Annotated in this window: 12 protein-coding genes and 1 riboswitch; of the genes, 4 read left to right on the plus strand and 8 right to left on the minus strand. The window is 36.7% G+C overall.

The features are described from left to right. Positions 1–4 precede the first annotated feature (4 nt). Positions 5–1,342 carry a tRNA uridine-5-carboxymethylaminomethyl(34) synthesis GTPase MnmE gene (mnmE, locus tag BQ9859_RS06095; protein WP_075877359.1) on the minus strand — a complete coding sequence of 446 codons (1,338 nt, stop codon included), beginning with the start codon at positions 1,340–1,342 and terminating at the stop codon, positions 5–7. A 181-nt stretch (positions 1,343–1,523) separates the two neighbouring features. Between mnmE and BQ9859_RS06100 the strand changes: the two genes are divergently transcribed. From BQ9859_RS06100 to lysS, 3 genes are all read left to right on the plus strand, one after another. Next, positions 1,524–2,129 (plus strand): L-threonylcarbamoyladenylate synthase, encoded by a 606-nt coding sequence (locus tag BQ9859_RS06100; protein ID WP_075877360.1) that lies wholly within the window; start codon positions 1,524–1,526, stop codon positions 2,127–2,129. 49 nt (positions 2,130–2,178) lie between these two features. Continuing rightward, a riboswitch (FMN riboswitch) is annotated at positions 2,179–2,297 on the plus strand. Positions 2,298–2,389: 92 nt separating this feature from the next. Next, a complete protein-coding gene (locus BQ9859_RS06105) occupies positions 2,390–3,004 on the plus strand; it encodes an ECF transporter S component (protein ID WP_075877361.1) in 615 nt (204 codons plus the stop codon). 343 nt (positions 3,005–3,347) lie between these two features. Further along, positions 3,348–5,273 carry a lysine--tRNA ligase gene (lysS, locus tag BQ9859_RS06110; protein WP_075877362.1) on the plus strand — a complete coding sequence of 642 codons (1,926 nt, stop codon included), beginning with the start codon at positions 3,348–3,350 and terminating at the stop codon, positions 5,271–5,273. A gap of 1,087 nt (positions 5,274–6,360) precedes the next feature. Here the strand turns inward: lysS and BQ9859_RS06115 are convergent. From BQ9859_RS06115 to BQ9859_RS06140, 6 genes are all read right to left on the minus strand, one after another. Then, complete coding sequence (locus BQ9859_RS06115) at positions 6,361–6,864, minus strand: PTS sugar transporter subunit IIA (protein WP_075877363.1); 504 nt, start codon at positions 6,862–6,864, stop codon at positions 6,361–6,363. After that, positions 6,864–8,327: a glycoside hydrolase family 1 protein gene (locus BQ9859_RS06120; protein ID WP_075877364.1), complete on the minus strand. Its 1,464-nt coding sequence runs from the start codon at positions 8,325–8,327 to the stop codon at positions 6,864–6,866. Before BQ9859_RS06120 ends, BQ9859_RS06115 begins: the two co-directional genes overlap by 1 nt. A 32-nt stretch (positions 8,328–8,359) precedes the next feature. Then, a complete protein-coding gene (locus BQ9859_RS06125; RefSeq protein WP_083662710.1) occupies positions 8,360–9,430 on the minus strand; it encodes a PTS transporter subunit EIIC in 1,071 nt (356 codons plus the stop codon). A 170-nt stretch (positions 9,431–9,600) separates the two neighbouring features. Then, positions 9,601–10,815 carry an IS256 family transposase gene (locus BQ9859_RS06130; protein WP_075877063.1) on the minus strand — a complete coding sequence of 405 codons (1,215 nt, stop codon included), beginning with the start codon at positions 10,813–10,815 and terminating at the stop codon, positions 9,601–9,603. A 58-nt stretch (positions 10,816–10,873) separates the two neighbouring features. Beyond that, positions 10,874–11,218: a PTS transporter subunit EIIB gene (locus BQ9859_RS06135; protein WP_075877365.1), complete on the minus strand. Its 345-nt coding sequence runs from the start codon at positions 11,216–11,218 to the stop codon at positions 10,874–10,876. A gap of 23 nt (positions 11,219–11,241) precedes the next feature. Continuing rightward, positions 11,242–12,741 carry a glycoside hydrolase family 1 protein gene (locus BQ9859_RS06140; protein WP_075877366.1) on the minus strand — a complete coding sequence of 500 codons (1,500 nt, stop codon included), beginning with the start codon at positions 12,739–12,741 and terminating at the stop codon, positions 11,242–11,244. A 129-nt stretch (positions 12,742–12,870) separates the two neighbouring features. Here BQ9859_RS06140 and BQ9859_RS06145 point away from each other — a divergent pair, with 129 nt between their 5' ends. After that, entirely contained in the window at positions 12,871–13,704 is an 834-nt protein-coding gene (locus BQ9859_RS06145) for a MurR/RpiR family transcriptional regulator (protein ID WP_075877367.1), read from the plus strand. A gap of 1,007 nt (positions 13,705–14,711) precedes the next feature. Here BQ9859_RS06145 and BQ9859_RS06150 read toward each other — a convergent pair. Continuing rightward, positions 14,712–16,637 (minus strand): BglG family transcription antiterminator, encoded by a 1,926-nt coding sequence (locus BQ9859_RS06150; protein ID WP_075877368.1) that lies wholly within the window; start codon positions 16,635–16,637, stop codon positions 14,712–14,714. Between the last annotated feature and the right edge of the window lie 86 nt (positions 16,638–16,723).

Raw genomic sequence — 16,723 nt, forward strand, 5'->3', positions numbered from 1 at the left:
TTCCTTATTTTCCTAAACAAAAGTTTGTAAATAGTGTATCAAGCAAATCTTCTCGATGTACTTCTCCTAAAATTTCTTTTAATGCAGTATACGCTTCTTGTAAATCAATGTCAGCTAGTTCGAGTTCAAGACCAGATTGCATAGCATCAATGGCATGCTGCATACAACTATAGGCTTTTCGCATGAGCGCAATTTGTCTTTCATTTGCTAAACTAGGTTCTTTTGCGGCAATGCGATGTTCATCAAACAAGCGGTGAATCTCATCTAGCAACGGCTGTATTTCCTGGTTCGCTGCACTGATCTGAATTCCTTCCAGATGTTTATCGGTAATATCGCTTTTATTATAAACAATGATTCTTGTTTTATTTTCACTATCTTTCAGAAGACGAAGATCTTCCTCTTGTAAAGGAGCGCTGCCGTCTAAAACTAAGATGACCAGTTGCGCATCTTCCATGATCTGATAACTTTTTTCTATTCCTTTTTGTTCGATGATATCCTGAGTATCGCGAATACCGGCTGTATCGATCAGATTGAGCTGTAATCCGCCTTCTAAACGAATGTGCCCTTCGACAATGTCGCGTGTAGTACCGGCAATATCTGTAACGATGGCTTTCTCTTCTTCCAGCAATGCGTTTAATAAAGAGCTTTTACCTACATTCGGTCTGCCGATGATCGCCGTCTTGATTCCTTCACGAATGATTTGACCGCTGTTTGCTTTTTTCAGGATGTTTTCTATTTCTAAAAGCCAGTGGTTTGCTTTTGGAAGCAGTTTTTCTTGGGTGATTTCTTCAATATCTTCATACTCCGGATAGTCAATATTCACTTCAATATTTGCAATCATATCAAGCAGTTCTTTGATGAGAGGATCCAATAATTTTTTGACGCTGCCGCGGATCCCATACATGGCTAAGCGCGCATTTTCTCTAGTATCGGCTTGAATCATATCATTTACAGCTTCTGCTTGCGTCAGATCGATCCTTCCATTAAGGAATGCACGCTGTGTAAATTCACCCGGTCTAGCCAAGCGTGCACCTTGGGATAGCACTAATTGCAAGATCAACCGTGTGATATATCTGCCTCCATGGCAGCTGATTTCTACGATATCTTCTTTTGTATATGTACGGGGAGCACGAAAAAGAGAAACAAGAACTTCGTCTACTCGTTCTTTTGTTATAGGGTCAAGTATATAACCATAAGTAACGGTATGGGAGTCCTTATCGTGTAAAGAACGGCTAAAAAGTTTTTCAGCAATCGAAATTGCTTCATCTCCGCTCATCCGCACGATAGAAATAGCACCATCCTGCGCTGCTGTAGAAATTGCTGCAATTGTATCTTGTAACATAGTGCATCCTCCTTTATATTCGTAATTATTATTTTATCACAATTCGTTGCAAAAGGCAGGTTATCTATTTTATCAAAAAAGAAATCAATTGAATAGCAAGAAGCAGAAGTCAGGAATCTTTCATTGTTCCTTTTTGAGATGCGTGCTATAGTAGAACAGTAAGCAGGAGGAGAATCGGGATATGACGATCATTTATGAGAAAGAACAATTAGCGGAAGTTGTAAAAGCAATTCAGCAAGGCAAAGTAATTGCATTTCCTACAGATACCGTCTATGGATTAGGAGTTCGTTATTTTGATGAAGCAGCTCTTGAACAGTTAAAAAAAGCAAAAGGACGACCAGAGAATAAACCAATTCCAACGATGGTGGCGAATCAAGAGCAATTAGAAATGGTTGCGGAAATGACACCTACTATTCAAAAAATCGCAAAAGCCTTTTTGCCGGGGGCTTTGACTTTAGTTATGAAGAAGAAAAAAGAAGTTCCATCTTATGTAACGAATGGGTTAGAAACGATTGGTGTCCGCATGCCGGATGATCCTTTTGTATTGAAATTGATCGAACAAAGCGGAGGACCTATGCTAGTCACCAGCGCAAACTTGAGCGGAGAGCCGACAGGAACGACATTTGAACAAGTAATGCAGCAGCTGGATGGCCGTATTGATGGCATTGTAAAAGGCAGCTGCGGTTGTTTAAGCGCAAGTACGATCATTGATGTAACTGCGGATACAGTCAAAGTTCTGAGAGAAGGCCCGATTTTAAAAGAAGAGATAGAAAAAGTAATTGCATAAGTGTTTTTAGTTGACAGAGTGCATGAAAAGAGATAGGATGTACATGAACAAAAAACTTCAGGGTAGGGTGCAATTCCCAATCGGCGGTAAAACTCCGCGAGCCGTTATTGGCAGGAACCGGTGTAATTCCGGTAGCGACAGTCATAGTCTGGATGGAAGAAGATTTTTGAATTTCTTTTTATCGTAGTATCCTGAGAGGTTTTGTGATGATCCTCTCTTTTTTATTGAAAAGAGAGCGCTGATGATAAGGAGGAAGAAATATGTCAGCAAACACAATGATCTCAACGAAAACATCTCGTGTACAGTGGATTGCCAAAGTATCCGTTCTTTCTGCAATTGCTTTTATTCTCATGATGTTTGAAATTCCATTGCCATTTGCACCATCCTTTTATAAATTAGGATTTGATGAAGTAATCGTTTTACTGGGCGGTTTTTCTTTAGGTCCGCTTGCAGGTGCCGCAATCGAAACGATGAAGATCATCCTAAATTTATTGTTTCAAGGCAGTGATACTGCTTTTGTAGGCGAAATTTCAAATTTACTGGTAGGATTGTCTCTTGTACTTCCAAGCGCATTTTTCTATAAAAATCATAAAACGATGAAAGGTGCTTTTATCTCTATGGGGGTTGGTGTCCTTTCTATGGCTTTCGTAGGATGTCTAGCAAACTACTTTATTGCATTACCGGCATATTCGTATTTTTATGGTCTTCAGATGTCGGTGATCGTAGGAATGGGAAGCGCAATCTTTCCTTTGGTAAAGGATACATTTACTTTTGTCATTTTTATGACATTGCCGTTCAATATCGTAAAAGGCCTCGTTGTTTCGTTTGTAACGGCTCTGCTCTATAAACGTGTATCGCCATTGTTGCATCGATAAGATAATATTTTCTTATTCAAATGCTTTTCCTATTAGGTAAATAGTTGACAAAACCTTTAAAAATCGGTAAAATTGTGTCGCAATAAATAAGAGATGTTGAAGGATATAGTAGCGGATGCAGAAGTGTAAAGAGAGTTTTCGATAGCTGAGAAGAAAGCCATGGAGCATTGTCAAGCAAATAAAAGGTCTGGAGTCAAAACGTGAAGCTCGCGGCATAAGAGCGACTATGTTATAGTCACTAAGATGGATAGAGCAATCTATTCATGAATTAGGGTGGTACCACGATGATACTCTCTCGTCCCTATCGGATGAGAGTTTTTTTATATTAGAAAAGGAGATATATATGGAAAAGTTGACCGAACAGGAAGTCATTCGCCGTCAGAAGATGGAAGAGTTACGTGCTCATGGAATTGATCCCTTTGGACATGCATATCAAAGAACCCATCGCTCTGGTGACATTCGCAAAGAATTTGGCGAATACACAAAAGAAGAATTAGAAGAAAAAAATGCGATCGTAAAAATTGCCGGCCGTATCATGACCAAACGCCGTCAGGGGAAAGCAGGATTCATGCATATTCAGGATCTGGATGGACGCATACAGATCTATGTACGCAAAGATGAAGTTGGTGAAGATGCATACGAATTATTTAAGAAAAGCGATATTGGGGATATCGTCGGTATTGAAGGTGTCGTCATGCGTACCAATCATGGTGAACTGACAGTACGTGCAAAAGTTTATACACATCTAACAAAAGCTTTGCGCCCGCTGCCTGAAAAGTTCCATGGATTAACAGATAAGGAAGAGCGTTTCCGTCGCCGCTATGTGGATTTGATCATGAATGAAGAGTCAAAGCGTATCGCATTAACTCGTCCAAAGATCATTCGCGCAATTCAGCGTTATTTAGACGGAAAAGGATTAATTGAAGTAGAAACACCTGTGTTGCAGCCAATTTTAGGCGGAGCAGCTGCACGTCCATTTATCACGCATCATAATACTTTAAATATGCCGTTTTATTTACGAATTGCGACAGAGCTGCCGTTAAAGAGACTGATTGTCGGTGGTTTGGAAGGCGTATACGAGATTGGTCGTTTGTTCCGTAATGAAGGAATGGATGCTACACATAATCCGGAATTTACTACCTTTGAAGCATATGTTGCCTATTCGGATCTTCATGGAATGATGGATCTGATCGAAGGATTGATGGAGTATGTTGCTACTGAAGTTTGTGGAACAACTGAAATTGAATATCAAGGGAAAAAGATCTCATTGAAAGCACCGTTCAAACGTCTGCATATGGTAGATGCAATCAAAGAAGCTTGCGGTGTTGATTTCTGGAAAGAAATGAGCTATGAGGAAGCTTGTGCGTTAGCAAAAGAACATGGAATTGAAGTAGAGAAGAAACATAACAGCGTCGGTCATATCATTAATTTGTTCTTCGAAAAGTATGTAGAAGAAACATTGATCCAGCCAACGTATTTATATGGACATCCGGTTTCTATTTCTCCTTTAGCTAAGAAAAATGCAGAGGATCCTCGTTTTGCAGATCGTTATGAATTATTTATCAATGGAAAAGAATATGCGAATGCTTTCTCTGAATTGAACGATCCAATTGATCAGCGCGAACGTTTTGAAAATCAGTTAAAGCTTCGTGATCTTGGTGATGATGAAGCCAATGAGATGGATGTAGACTATGTAGAAGCGTTGGAATATGGTCTTCCTCCTACAGGCGGTGTTGGTATGGGAGTCGACCGTTTAGTAATGCTGTTAACCAACCAGGATACTATCCGTGAAGTATTGTTATTCCCGCATATGAAGTTGATTGGGGGTTCCAAAGGTGCTCAAAAGGCAGTGAAAGCACAGGAAAATACACCAGTGGCATCTGCAAAAAAAATTGATTTTTCTAAAGTAGAAATTGAACCGCTATTCAAAGATATGGTTGATTTTGAGACGTTCTCCAAGTCCGATTTTAGAGCCGTAAAAGTTAAAGAATGCACAGCTGTAGAGAAGAGCAAAAAGCTGTTGAAATTTGTTCTGGATGATGGAACGGGAGAAGATCGTGTCATCTTAAGCGGTATCCATGAGTACTATGAGCCAGAGGAGTTAGTGGGCAAAACCCTGATAGCTATCGTGAATTTGCCGCCTCGCAAGATGATGGGCATCGATTCCTGCGGTATGATCATCTCTGCAGTTCATCAGGAAGATGGTCATGAAGGATTGAACCTGTTGATGGTTGATGATGCCATTCCGGCAGGTGCAAAGCTGTACTAAGATTGAAACAAGTAAGAGAGAAAATAATCTCTACAATTACTAAGAATAGATAAGAAAAAACGCTCAGAAATGCATGCATTTTTGGGCGTTTTTACTTATCAGGCAGGTATGGCAAAAAGGATAGAAAGAAGGCTGTAAGTACACCTTTTTCCGTGAAAATATAAAGGCAGATAACAAATTACGTAATGAAGTATCTTCGGTTCTATTTGCTTTTTTATAAATGGTTTTATAATGAGCGAATGTGACAAAAGAGTTAAAGAAAGGGAGTTAGTGAAGTGTGAAAACTATGTAAATCAGTTAAGCAGTTGATGGAATAAAAAATACGAATAGAATATAAATGAGGATAGGAAACAATTTTCTACTTCAAATATTATCCGCTAGCTGGTATGCGGGATATAAATGGCTAGCGCTTAAATGTTAACCGTTAATTCGTGTACGGGATATAAAAGACGAATGGTTAAAGAATGCTTCGCCGATAAAGTGGAGCATTTTTCATAGGTGATCAGAATAAATATAGACATAGGATATTTGTATTTTATTGATCATAAATTCCTTGGGTTGGTAGACAATAATATATTGAAAGAATAAAACTTCTGATCAAAAAGGATACCATAACAGACCGGCAATTAAGGTTTCTGAAGAAAAGGTAAGCTACGGATGAAGCAAATTCAATAAGATAAACATTCAAACTAGGTGGTTTGCTTCGGGATGTAGTTGCTTTTTCAGTTTCTGCACTTGCTGAAATAGGACGTAAAAAGCGTTCAAAATAGCTACATTTTAAACGCTTTTTATTTTTCCTATCTTCATATTTTTAGTACCGTTTTGCACACTAACACCTTAATACATAGTGCCTACGAACATCGACTCATTCTTTATGTGTCATCTGTCACGTATCGATTTATTCCTGTGTGACTATTCGTTTACATAATGAAATATCGAAAACAAGCACATTTTGACATGAAAAAGTAACTCCTTTTTTTGTGATTAGTATAGTAACAACAGGTAGCAAACTGCTTTTATTCAAAAGCAGTCCTTAAAGAAGATGTAAAAAGTACAATTATTTTTCCATTAAATGAAAAGATAGTTGCTATTCTATAATTTTTTGACTTTTTGTGACTTGTTGAGGTTTGATAAACTCGATGACTTGATTATTTGCATTTGTAATAATCAGCATAGTAGACATCTCATATGATTTCTTTAATTCTTTGATATTCACTTTGACGATTGGTTCTCCTGCCTTTACCCGATCTCCTTGTTTTTTTGAAAAAAGCGTAAATCCTTTTCCATTTGCATTAACTGTATTGACACCGATATGAACTAAGATTTCTACCCCATTATTCATCGTCAATCCAAAAGCATGTCCTGTTGGATATAATACGGATAATTCACCATTGCAAGGTGCGCAAAGTGTCACAATATCTTGATCATATATAAAAGCAACACTATCACCAAGCATTTTTTGAGCAAACATTTCATCCTGAACTTCTCTGACGTCAATTAATTTACCATCTGCCATAGCTACGATTTCATCATCACGAACAGTAATTGTTTCTAAGTGTTCTTCCTTTTTAAAAATATTAAATAAACGCATTATTTCCCCCATTCTAGATGCATTCCATTGCTTTTGATGACTTGACGATACCAATAGAAGCTCTCTTTTGGAATTCGATTAAATGTTCCATGGCCAAAATCATCTGCATCAACATAAATAAATCCGTAACGTTTTTTCATTTCACCAGTTCCTGCCGATACAATATCAATAGCGCTCCATGGGCAATAACCAATGATATCGCAACCATCCTGGATAGCCATTGTTAAGGCTTTGATGTGTTCACGTAAATAATCAATATGTCCTATATCTTTGATAGATGATCCATCCGCTTCTAAAACATCAATTTCTCCAATACCATTTTCTACGATCATCAAAGGTAACTCATAGCGTGAATATAAATCGTTACACAGCCATCTTAAACCTAAGGGGTCAATCGACCACCCCCAGTCGTTTTTTTTCAAAAGTGGATTTTCGGCACCATATGCCCAATCATTCGGATTTCCTTTAACAGTTGCACTTGAACAATCTGTTTTGTAATAGCTGAAAGAAATGAAATCAACCGTTCCCTTTCTTAAAATTTCGAGATCTCCGTCACAGATGTTTAAAGAAATGTTTCTTGAATCAAAATATCGTTTTACCCAATATGGGTACTTGCCCTTGCATTGAATATCTAAACAATAATACATCCAGATTTCCATATCCCTTTGTTGTGCTTCTGCATCCTCGGGAGCAGATGTTAACGGATAAAAAGTAAAGCCTGTCTGCATACATCCAATCTGCATATTTGGATCAATTTCATGTGCCAACTGTACTGCAATTGCACTTGCGAGCAATTCATGATGCAATGCTTGAAAACGACGATTGATGACTTCAGTAGAAGCATTGGGATCATCCATCACAACCTTTCCGCTTTCAGGCAATATCCCACTTGTTACACATTCTCCATAGGAAACTGTTGAAAAGTTTATTTCGTTAAAAGTTAACCATCGATTTACCAGACCATGATATTCAGTGAATAATGTTCGTGCATAGTTTGTGAAGAAATCAATAACCAAGCGATTGCTCCAGCCTCCATATTTTACACATAAATTCCAGGGAATATCATAATGAGTCATTGTGACCGTAGGTTCAATATGATACTTTTTCAAACATTGAAACAACTTACGATAATGATCTAACCCTGCCTGATTTGGTACAGCATCATCCCCATTAGGATAAATCCTTGCCCAATTGATGCTCATACGATAGGTCTTTAATCCCAATTGAGAAAATAGCTTGATATCTTCTTCAAATCGCTCATATTGTTTGCAACCCCAGTGCGAAGGATAGGTTACATCTGGTTGAATTTTATTTGTGATACGGCGAGGATGATCATGATCTCCATTAGTCATATGATCAAGAATGGTCTCTCCCTTACCATCTATATTCCAGGCTCCTTCACATTGGGAAGCTGCTGTTGACGCTCCCCACAAAAAATCAGCAGGAAAAATTTTTTGATTCATAATAGTACCTCTTCATTATTGATACAGGAACATTAAGCCGTCTCTTTTTCAAAATAACGTTTTCCAAGAATATAGGTTACGACAAAAGAAACTGCAACAGCCAAACCCATTACAAATAACATACCGAATAAGTTTCCCATAGAGCCATCCGGATTGATATATGCAGCAAATGAAATGAATCCTGGAGTTGACACCACATATTGTGTCCATCCAAATGCACCAGCAATTGCTCCGCCAAGGCCACCACCGATCATAGCAGCAATCAACGGATAACGTTTTGTAAATAATACACCATAAACACCTGGTTCAGTAATGCCACATAAAGCTGTAACACCAGCACCAACAGCGATTGATTTTTCTTCCGCTTTTTTCGCAATTAATGCAACAGCTAGACAAGCCCCACCTACAGCCACATTTGCTGGTGCCATACCAGTACAGATCAATGGATCCGAACCAACTTCTGCTAACAATGTAAATAAAATTGGATATGTTGCATTGTTCATGCCAAAGAATACTAACCAAGGTGTCGTTGCGCCAATGATCGCAACGGCAATAATCGGAGCACTTTGATAGATTGCATAAACACCATTTGACAGCCATGTACCAACCGTATTACCGATAGGCCCCAAGAACAACAAAGTAACAGGAACAGTTACCAGCATCGTAATTAAAGGAACAAAGATTGTTCGTAATGTAACTGGCATATGCTTCTGTAAGAATCTATAAATCACACTCATGAACAATACACCCAAAATAACAGGGAATACCGTTGAGTTATAAGCAATCGGCTGAACATCTAACCCTAAGAAATTTAAGGTAATCGGCTCTGCGATACCGCTGAAATTATTTGTAAAGAACAGCAATACAGCTGCTAAGAAGGCTCCCAGATATCCGTTGGATTTCAAACGCTGAGCAGATGAAAAGCCAATAAAGATAGGTAAGAACCAAAAAGTAGCCTGATTTAGACAATAAAATACTTGATATACGCCTGAATCCGTTCCTACTCCAGCAAAAGTTGTTAACAGGGTTAATACGGCTCCAGTCAAACCTCCTGCGACCAATACTGGAATTACTGGTGAGAAAGTACCGCCAATAAAGCTCATGATCGCTTCTAAGACATTCCGGGAATGTGACCAATCATGTGTAAGTAATATTCGACAGGTTTTGACCCGTGAAAGTCGAATGGTGTCACCTGACCTTTGTCCTCGTCCCTTAAGCCGGTATGATCATTGAGTTGATTTCATGCCGGCTTTTTTTCGTTTTTTATTACATATCATTCTTCACTGCTGTCCATGATCCTGAGCTGATTGATGATCAGGTCCCAGTTCCTGCACCTCTGTGTCCATCTGCTGCTCAGATTCTGAATAGCCAGATACAGCATCTTCCTCAAGCTGTCATCATTAGGGAATACATTCTTTGTCTTTGTCACTTTTCTGAATTGTCGGTTTAGTCCTTCGATCGCATTTGTCGTATAGATGATCTTTCGGATTTCCACGGGATAATCGAAATACGTGCTTAGTATGTCCCAATTTTCTTCCCAGCTATGCACCGCTGTTGGATATTGTTTCTCCCATTTTTCACTGAATGTCGCCAGCTGGCTCATGGCCTGTTCTTCTGTATTTGCCTGATATACCTGCTTGAGATCTTTCATAAATTCCTTGATGTGTTTATAGCTCACAAAACGTGTGCTGCTGCGGATCTGGTGAATGATGCATCTCTGTATCCTTGCTTTGGGATAAACAGCCGTGATTGCTTCTTTGAAGCCGGTAAGGCCGTCTACGCAGAACAAAGAAACGTTCTGTACCCCTCTGCTTTTCAGCTCATTCAATACGCCCATCCAGTATTTGGCCGATTCGCTGGCACCTACCCATAAGCCAAGGACCTCTTTGATTCCGTCCTCATTGATTCCCAGGATCACATAGGCAGCCTTTGTCACCACTTGATGATCTTCACGGATCTTGTAATGGATGGCATCCATGAATACGAAGGGATAGCAGGCTTCTAAAGGGCGATCCTGCCATTGTTTCACCTCAGGAAGGATACGCTCACTGATCTTGCTTACAAGTCCTTCCGATATCTCCACGTCATATAGACCTTTGATCTGCTCCTTGATCTCACGGGTAGACATGCCAGCAGCATAAAGGGACAGGATACGTTCCTCGATACCATCTGCATTGCGCTGATACTTTGAGATGATCTTTGGTTCGAATTCTCCGTTGCGGTCTCTGGGGACATTGACCTCCACTTCACCCAGCTGTGTTTTCATCGTCCTTTTAACGGAACCGTTGCGATAATTCTTTTTAGCATCATCATTTCTTCTTTCCGCATGTTCATAACCGAGATGCTGATCCATTTCAGCTTGTAATGTTTGTTCGAGGACATCGGCGAACATGCTCTTCATGCAGTCCATGATATCCTTGGTAGATGTAAACTTTTGTTCATTGATCAGATCCTTGATCTGTTGTGTCGAAATAAAAGATGTGTTCATGTCGAATTCCTCCTGATAAGATCGTTATTCATCTTCATTCTTACCTGTTTTCAACTATTTACACATCTTTTTCTACATTCTCGACATTCCCTTTCATTTTGCTGTCCTGTTTCAATGCTTCTGCATCTTCAACAGAACCTCCAGCTTTGATTCCTTCGATCTTGATGATTTCTTCATATGCACTAGGTACATCTTGACCAATCACAAATTGATATTCACCATTTTGTACAATAACATTGATCACTCCTGGAATCGTTTTTGCCTTTTCCATATCCAGTTTGGAACCATCGCTTAATTGCAGACGTAATCTTGTCATACAGTGACTGACATTCAATATATTTGTTGCACCGCCACTTACTTCAACAATTGATTTGGCGATATTTGCATAATCTTTTTTTGCCATTTTTCTCTCTCCTTCATTAATTATTATTTAGCGTCTTTGATATCTGAAGCAATTTGACTCACTTTAGAAAATTCTCTCCATTCGCTCATATCTTTACCCCATTCTTGACCATTGGACTTGATTAATTTACTGTACCAATAGAAACTATCTTTTTTATAACGCTTAAGATCTCTTACATCATCATCTGTTGTATTGACAAACACAAGCCCATATCGTTTTGCCATTCCATTTCCTGTAGACAACAGATCTGTAAAGCTCCAAGGGTTAAATCCTATTACTTCTACACCATCCTGAATTGCTAATCCTAAATTATAGATATAATCTCTTAAATAATCGATTCGATAATCATCATGGATTTCTCCATTTTCATCTAAGTCTTCGTGTGCACCAAATCCTGCTTCTGTTATAATCATAGGCAAATGATAATGATCCCACATATAACGCATCGTATATCTCATGCAGACACCATCGATATGCCAATCCCAATCGGTTGTTTCCACATATGGGTTACGATCAAGTGCATATTCACCTGGAATGTTCGTATAAATAAATTCGCCTTTGCGTCCATATTTATTCAAGCCAATTTCTTGCAAGAAGGTCGGATCAGGTGCCATACCAACATCACTCCTGTAGCAGTTAATGGCAAAGAAATCTATCTTCGCAGATTTGATTAATTCCATGTCTCCTGGTTCAATTTTTGGATCGATTGCATTTTCTTTCCAATAATTTTTGATAAATGTATTGTATTCTCCAAAATAATAGAGATCATCCCAAACTTTTTGGGTCAGTTCTTCTGCATTCATCGCTGCAATCTGATCTTCAGGTCTGCAACTTTTTGGATAGATCGGTACATATCCAGGAACAGGACCAATCTTACCACCTTCAACTAATTCATGGCAGGCAATGACAGCTTTTGCATGGCAAAGATTCATGATGTGATTAATCTGCCATTTTTCTTTATCCCAATCGGTACAACCTTTAGAGACTCCTAACCATTTTCCGTATACAATCTGCATATTTTGTTCGTTGATCGATAGCCAGTATTTCACTCGATCACCAAATGCATTCAAACATGTTCTTACGTAAAAATCAAATTCATCAATAATGGCACGATTACGCCATCCACCAAATTTTTCATCTACCCATACAGGCATATCGTAGTGATATAAAGTAACGATTGGAGTAATTCCGGCTGCTACTAATTCATTAATCAAGTTGTTATAAAATTCGATGCCTTTAGGATTTACTTTGCGGTCTGCATGCGGAATGATTCGTGACCATGATAAAGAAAAACGATAAGAAGTAAAACCGCATTCTTTCATTAATGCAACATCTTCTTTATAATGATGATAATGATCTGCTGTGATAGAGTTATCTGCAAAGGGTTTCTTCGTTTTTGAATTTAAATCAATAATTGCAGGTGTTCTTCCCCCTTCATCAACTCCTCCTTCCACTTGCCAAGCAGCACTGCTGGCTCCCCAAAGAAAACCTTTAGGAAAAGTCGGATTCTGTAAATGTTTCATAATAACCTCCTTATATTGTGTTGTACTTAAATTATAGAATGAAAGCACTTCCAAATTAGTTTCTATAAATGAACGAAACTAAAAAAACGGTATCTATAAATGATACCAAAAGTATGCTAAAATAAATTTATGAACAATGACAAGAACATTACATTCGTACAATTTAATATCTTATCTTCTCTTTTAGCTGTACTAAATCGCAATGAGTATAGCAGTACAGATTTTATCATTGCGAATTATTTACTTGAGAATATTCATGATTTAAATAAGTTGAGCATTTATAAAGTTGCTGAAGATTGCTTCATCTCAAGAAGTTCAATACAGCGTTTTATTAAAACTATCGGTTTCAACAGTTTTAAAGACTTAAAGGCAAATGCACAAGAAGTGATGGATCATCAAAAAGCCTTAATCGAATATACAGATTATACAAATTATGAAGAAACTTTATCCAAAAAAATCATGGATATGATTACTGCGATTAACAATAGTGTCAGCAAAAAGGAACTGGTTACCCTAGCACATCAGATTTATGACACAAAAAACGTGATTCTTCTTGCAGCTGAAGATAGCGTCGCTTCTCTTCGCTTATTGCAAAATTTACTAGCTACCTCTTATAAGCTGGTCAGAGTCGTTACAAGCAGTTCAATTGATGCCAGACTATTTGAACACTTGAACAATGATGATTTAATTATTACTTTTTCCATCAGCGGCAATTATGCTCTTGCAGCATTACCGCTGCTCCGCAAACTTACTGTTCGTAAAACGTTGATTACTTTAAATCGAACATCGTTATTTGAAACTACATTTGACAAAATTATCTATATTAGTCATGACACAACGCTAAACAATCGCGCAATCAAAAGATATCAAAATGTGTATACACGCTATGCCTTAAACTACTTTGTTGATTTACTATTTCACCAGTACTTTATTACTTTCATGAATCAAGAGAAACAAGAATGATTACAAAATTTTTATATATCTCTGGTAAACTGCCTGTTGTAATGTGGAGATTACAGACTATTAATAGTTGGCACATGATGGACAATCACTTGATGAAGAATAGAAACGAATGCAAAAGAAATAGTATCCACAATTAGCTAGAGTGTAAATATGACATGGTCTCTCTATTAAAAAGTAATGCAATGCTTCTAACGACTAGTATCTTTCTACAGCAATTCTTCTCTAAAAAGATATCAAATGAAGTCCTTAACATATAAAGTGAACCCAAAAGTTTAAACTTTGATACGAACCTGGTTTTTTGGCTACATTAAAATTTAATTTATGAAAATTATGTCATGGATGTTTCTCTGTATTTCACAGAAGACATCCATTTTGTTTTTTTGAATTCTTTCGTTCTTATAATAATTTATATAATCTTCAATGCTATTCTTTTTCATAATCGTAATATATCTCGTTTTTGATTCTGCCAAAGAATGTTTCCATTATACAATTGTCATAACAATTCCTATTCTAGACATTGATTGAATAATTTCGTGTTTTGATAGTTACACAAAAGCAAATGCGAAGGTTTATCATGATGAGAAAATTGATTATATGGTGGTGGATACACTTGGTTGCTATGAGACGATTTTATGAAATCTATGGCAATGATCACGACTTACTGAAGATGGTTGGCTTTGTAGAACAGTTAGTAGCTATACACTCAGATTAGTTTGAATCTCAGCTTTCAGCAGTAAGAACCATATTTTCTGGTATAGAAGTCAATCATTTAAGTATCGTAATTGAATGGGATAGGATGAACATAACTATTCGGGAAGGCAATATAGATGGAAACGCAAATATGTTTATCATTGTAAACAAAGGTTGGTAAACAAAGATGTATACACTACAATCATTGAACACAGCATGTAAAAAGTGTGTTTGTGAGTATAGTCTTGCAAAAAGAATATATTTTTTATATATTCTTTTGAAATAAATAATATGATGAACGTACAAGTGATTTTCTGTTAATTATGAATAAGTATGTCCATAAACTGTTCGAAAGTTTCTGTTTTCAACAGCATCAATGTTTTCTCAGTTGAAATAAATGATTCGACAATAACATCGAATACATCTCTGAACAATTGGGTTTCATCTTGAGCAAATCCCATCAGCAAGATGAAATTAACTCTTTTCTTGTCCCATAATACAGGTTTCTCGTTATGGATAACGCAGATAAAGGATCTTTTTGATGAGACAGACATGCTGTGAGGAATAGCAGCATAATCAGTAAAAGCTGTATTTGAAAAATTCTCTCTAGCAAGAACATCTTCAATAAATCTATCATCAACAAGATTGTACTGTTTACAATAGTTCCCTAAATAACGAATATATTCTTCACGGTCTTTTTTGTATACATTATGGAAAAACAAATTTTTAGAAAAGAGATAGTGTATGCTGTTTGTGATTTTTTGAAATTTCTTTTCTTTCTTTATTAACTCTATTTCATTATGTATGGTAATTATATTACTTTTAGTAATGATCGGATTGATTGTAACTACATGAGGATGGTGAAAATCATAATCTGTAGTGGAAATTATGAGATCTACAAATATATCATTTCTTTTATATTCAGATAATGTCAGCGTTTCTACTAGTGTTAATTCTTCACCGAATGAATAATGAAGTTCATGGAGCAATGCTTTGGATGATAGCCAATAATTTTCCACAATTAACACAAAAGGAACTTTATCTGCTTTTGTTCGATTGTTTTCCAAATAGGATCCAAAATGAAAAGCGATAAAACCTATTTCGTCTTCACTGATGCGGACATTGTATGATTTTGCAAAATTATGAGCAAAAGAAACAGCCATATCATAAATTGGAGCATATTCTTTTTTTATTTTTGAAGCTAAAGGATTAGGATAATTGATGTTATAAGAGGCTCGTTGATATAGATTAAAGGTATGCAACGTAAGTTGGCAAATAAATTCATTGCTGAAGTCAGGTAAATCGTATTTTTTCTTGAGATTAAGGATTATTTTAATGACCGTATTAAAAAAGTGATGATCAATAAAATTTGAAAAATCATTCAGATCTATATTACCTGCATGGAACTGTTCAATACTTAATGACAGTAAAAGAGTAATTTGGGTCAGATCACTTTTAGGTAAAGATTTACCTGTTAATGAGAAACAAAAATCTTTAATTTTATGTAAAAAGTCAGTAATTTGTTCTTTTTGAGCATGATTTTCCAATAATAAATCAACAGTAGCATATTCATTTTCATAATTGAGTTCATTATTTGTCTGTAACCGAATCAGAATAATAATTAGGTGAATAAGAAGATTATTTTTTGCATAACTATTGATGTAAAGATTTGAGTCTGTGCAAATTTCTGATAATGTGCTTGCAATATTTTCTACGTTAAGTGATCCTGATAAGTTTTGTAATACGGCCGTGGATGAAAAGAAACCATTAGCATTATGTGTAGCTAAAAAACCAATAAGACGACGCTTATTGATCTCAGATCCATTTAGATAATAAACAAAATCTTTTGATATGACTTCCAGATGATAGTTCGTAACCAATTCTTTTAGATACAAATTAATATCACTAATAATAGTACTTTCACTGACAGAAAAATCTTCTGCCAAATCAAAGATTGAAATGCCGTTTTTACTAGAAAGTAAACGATAAAGAATCATTCTAGAACGAGTGTGTGTCCAGGATGAATTGGAAAATGAAGGTTCTTGAATACTTTCTTTTTTACGTAATTTATAACCTTTTGAACTTCCTTCAATGAAATAACAGTCCTGCTTATTTATTTCGTTAACATAATTAATGATTGTTCTTTTGTTCACATTAAGCATTTTTCCTAATTCATTTGCTGAAATCCATACGCCTGATTCTTTAAGACATTTTAACAGCTTGTTTATATTTTCTGATTTCATATTATCACTCCAATGAATATGTATTATGGATTGCATAAATATTATAGCAGTAAAAAAAATGAAATTTGTTAGAAAAAATTCATTAA

The sequence above is a fragment of the Merdibacter massiliensis genome (genome assembly GCF_900155395.1).
Classification (GTDB): domain Bacteria; phylum Bacillota_I; class Bacilli_A; order Erysipelotrichales; family Erysipelotrichaceae; genus Merdibacter; species Merdibacter massiliensis.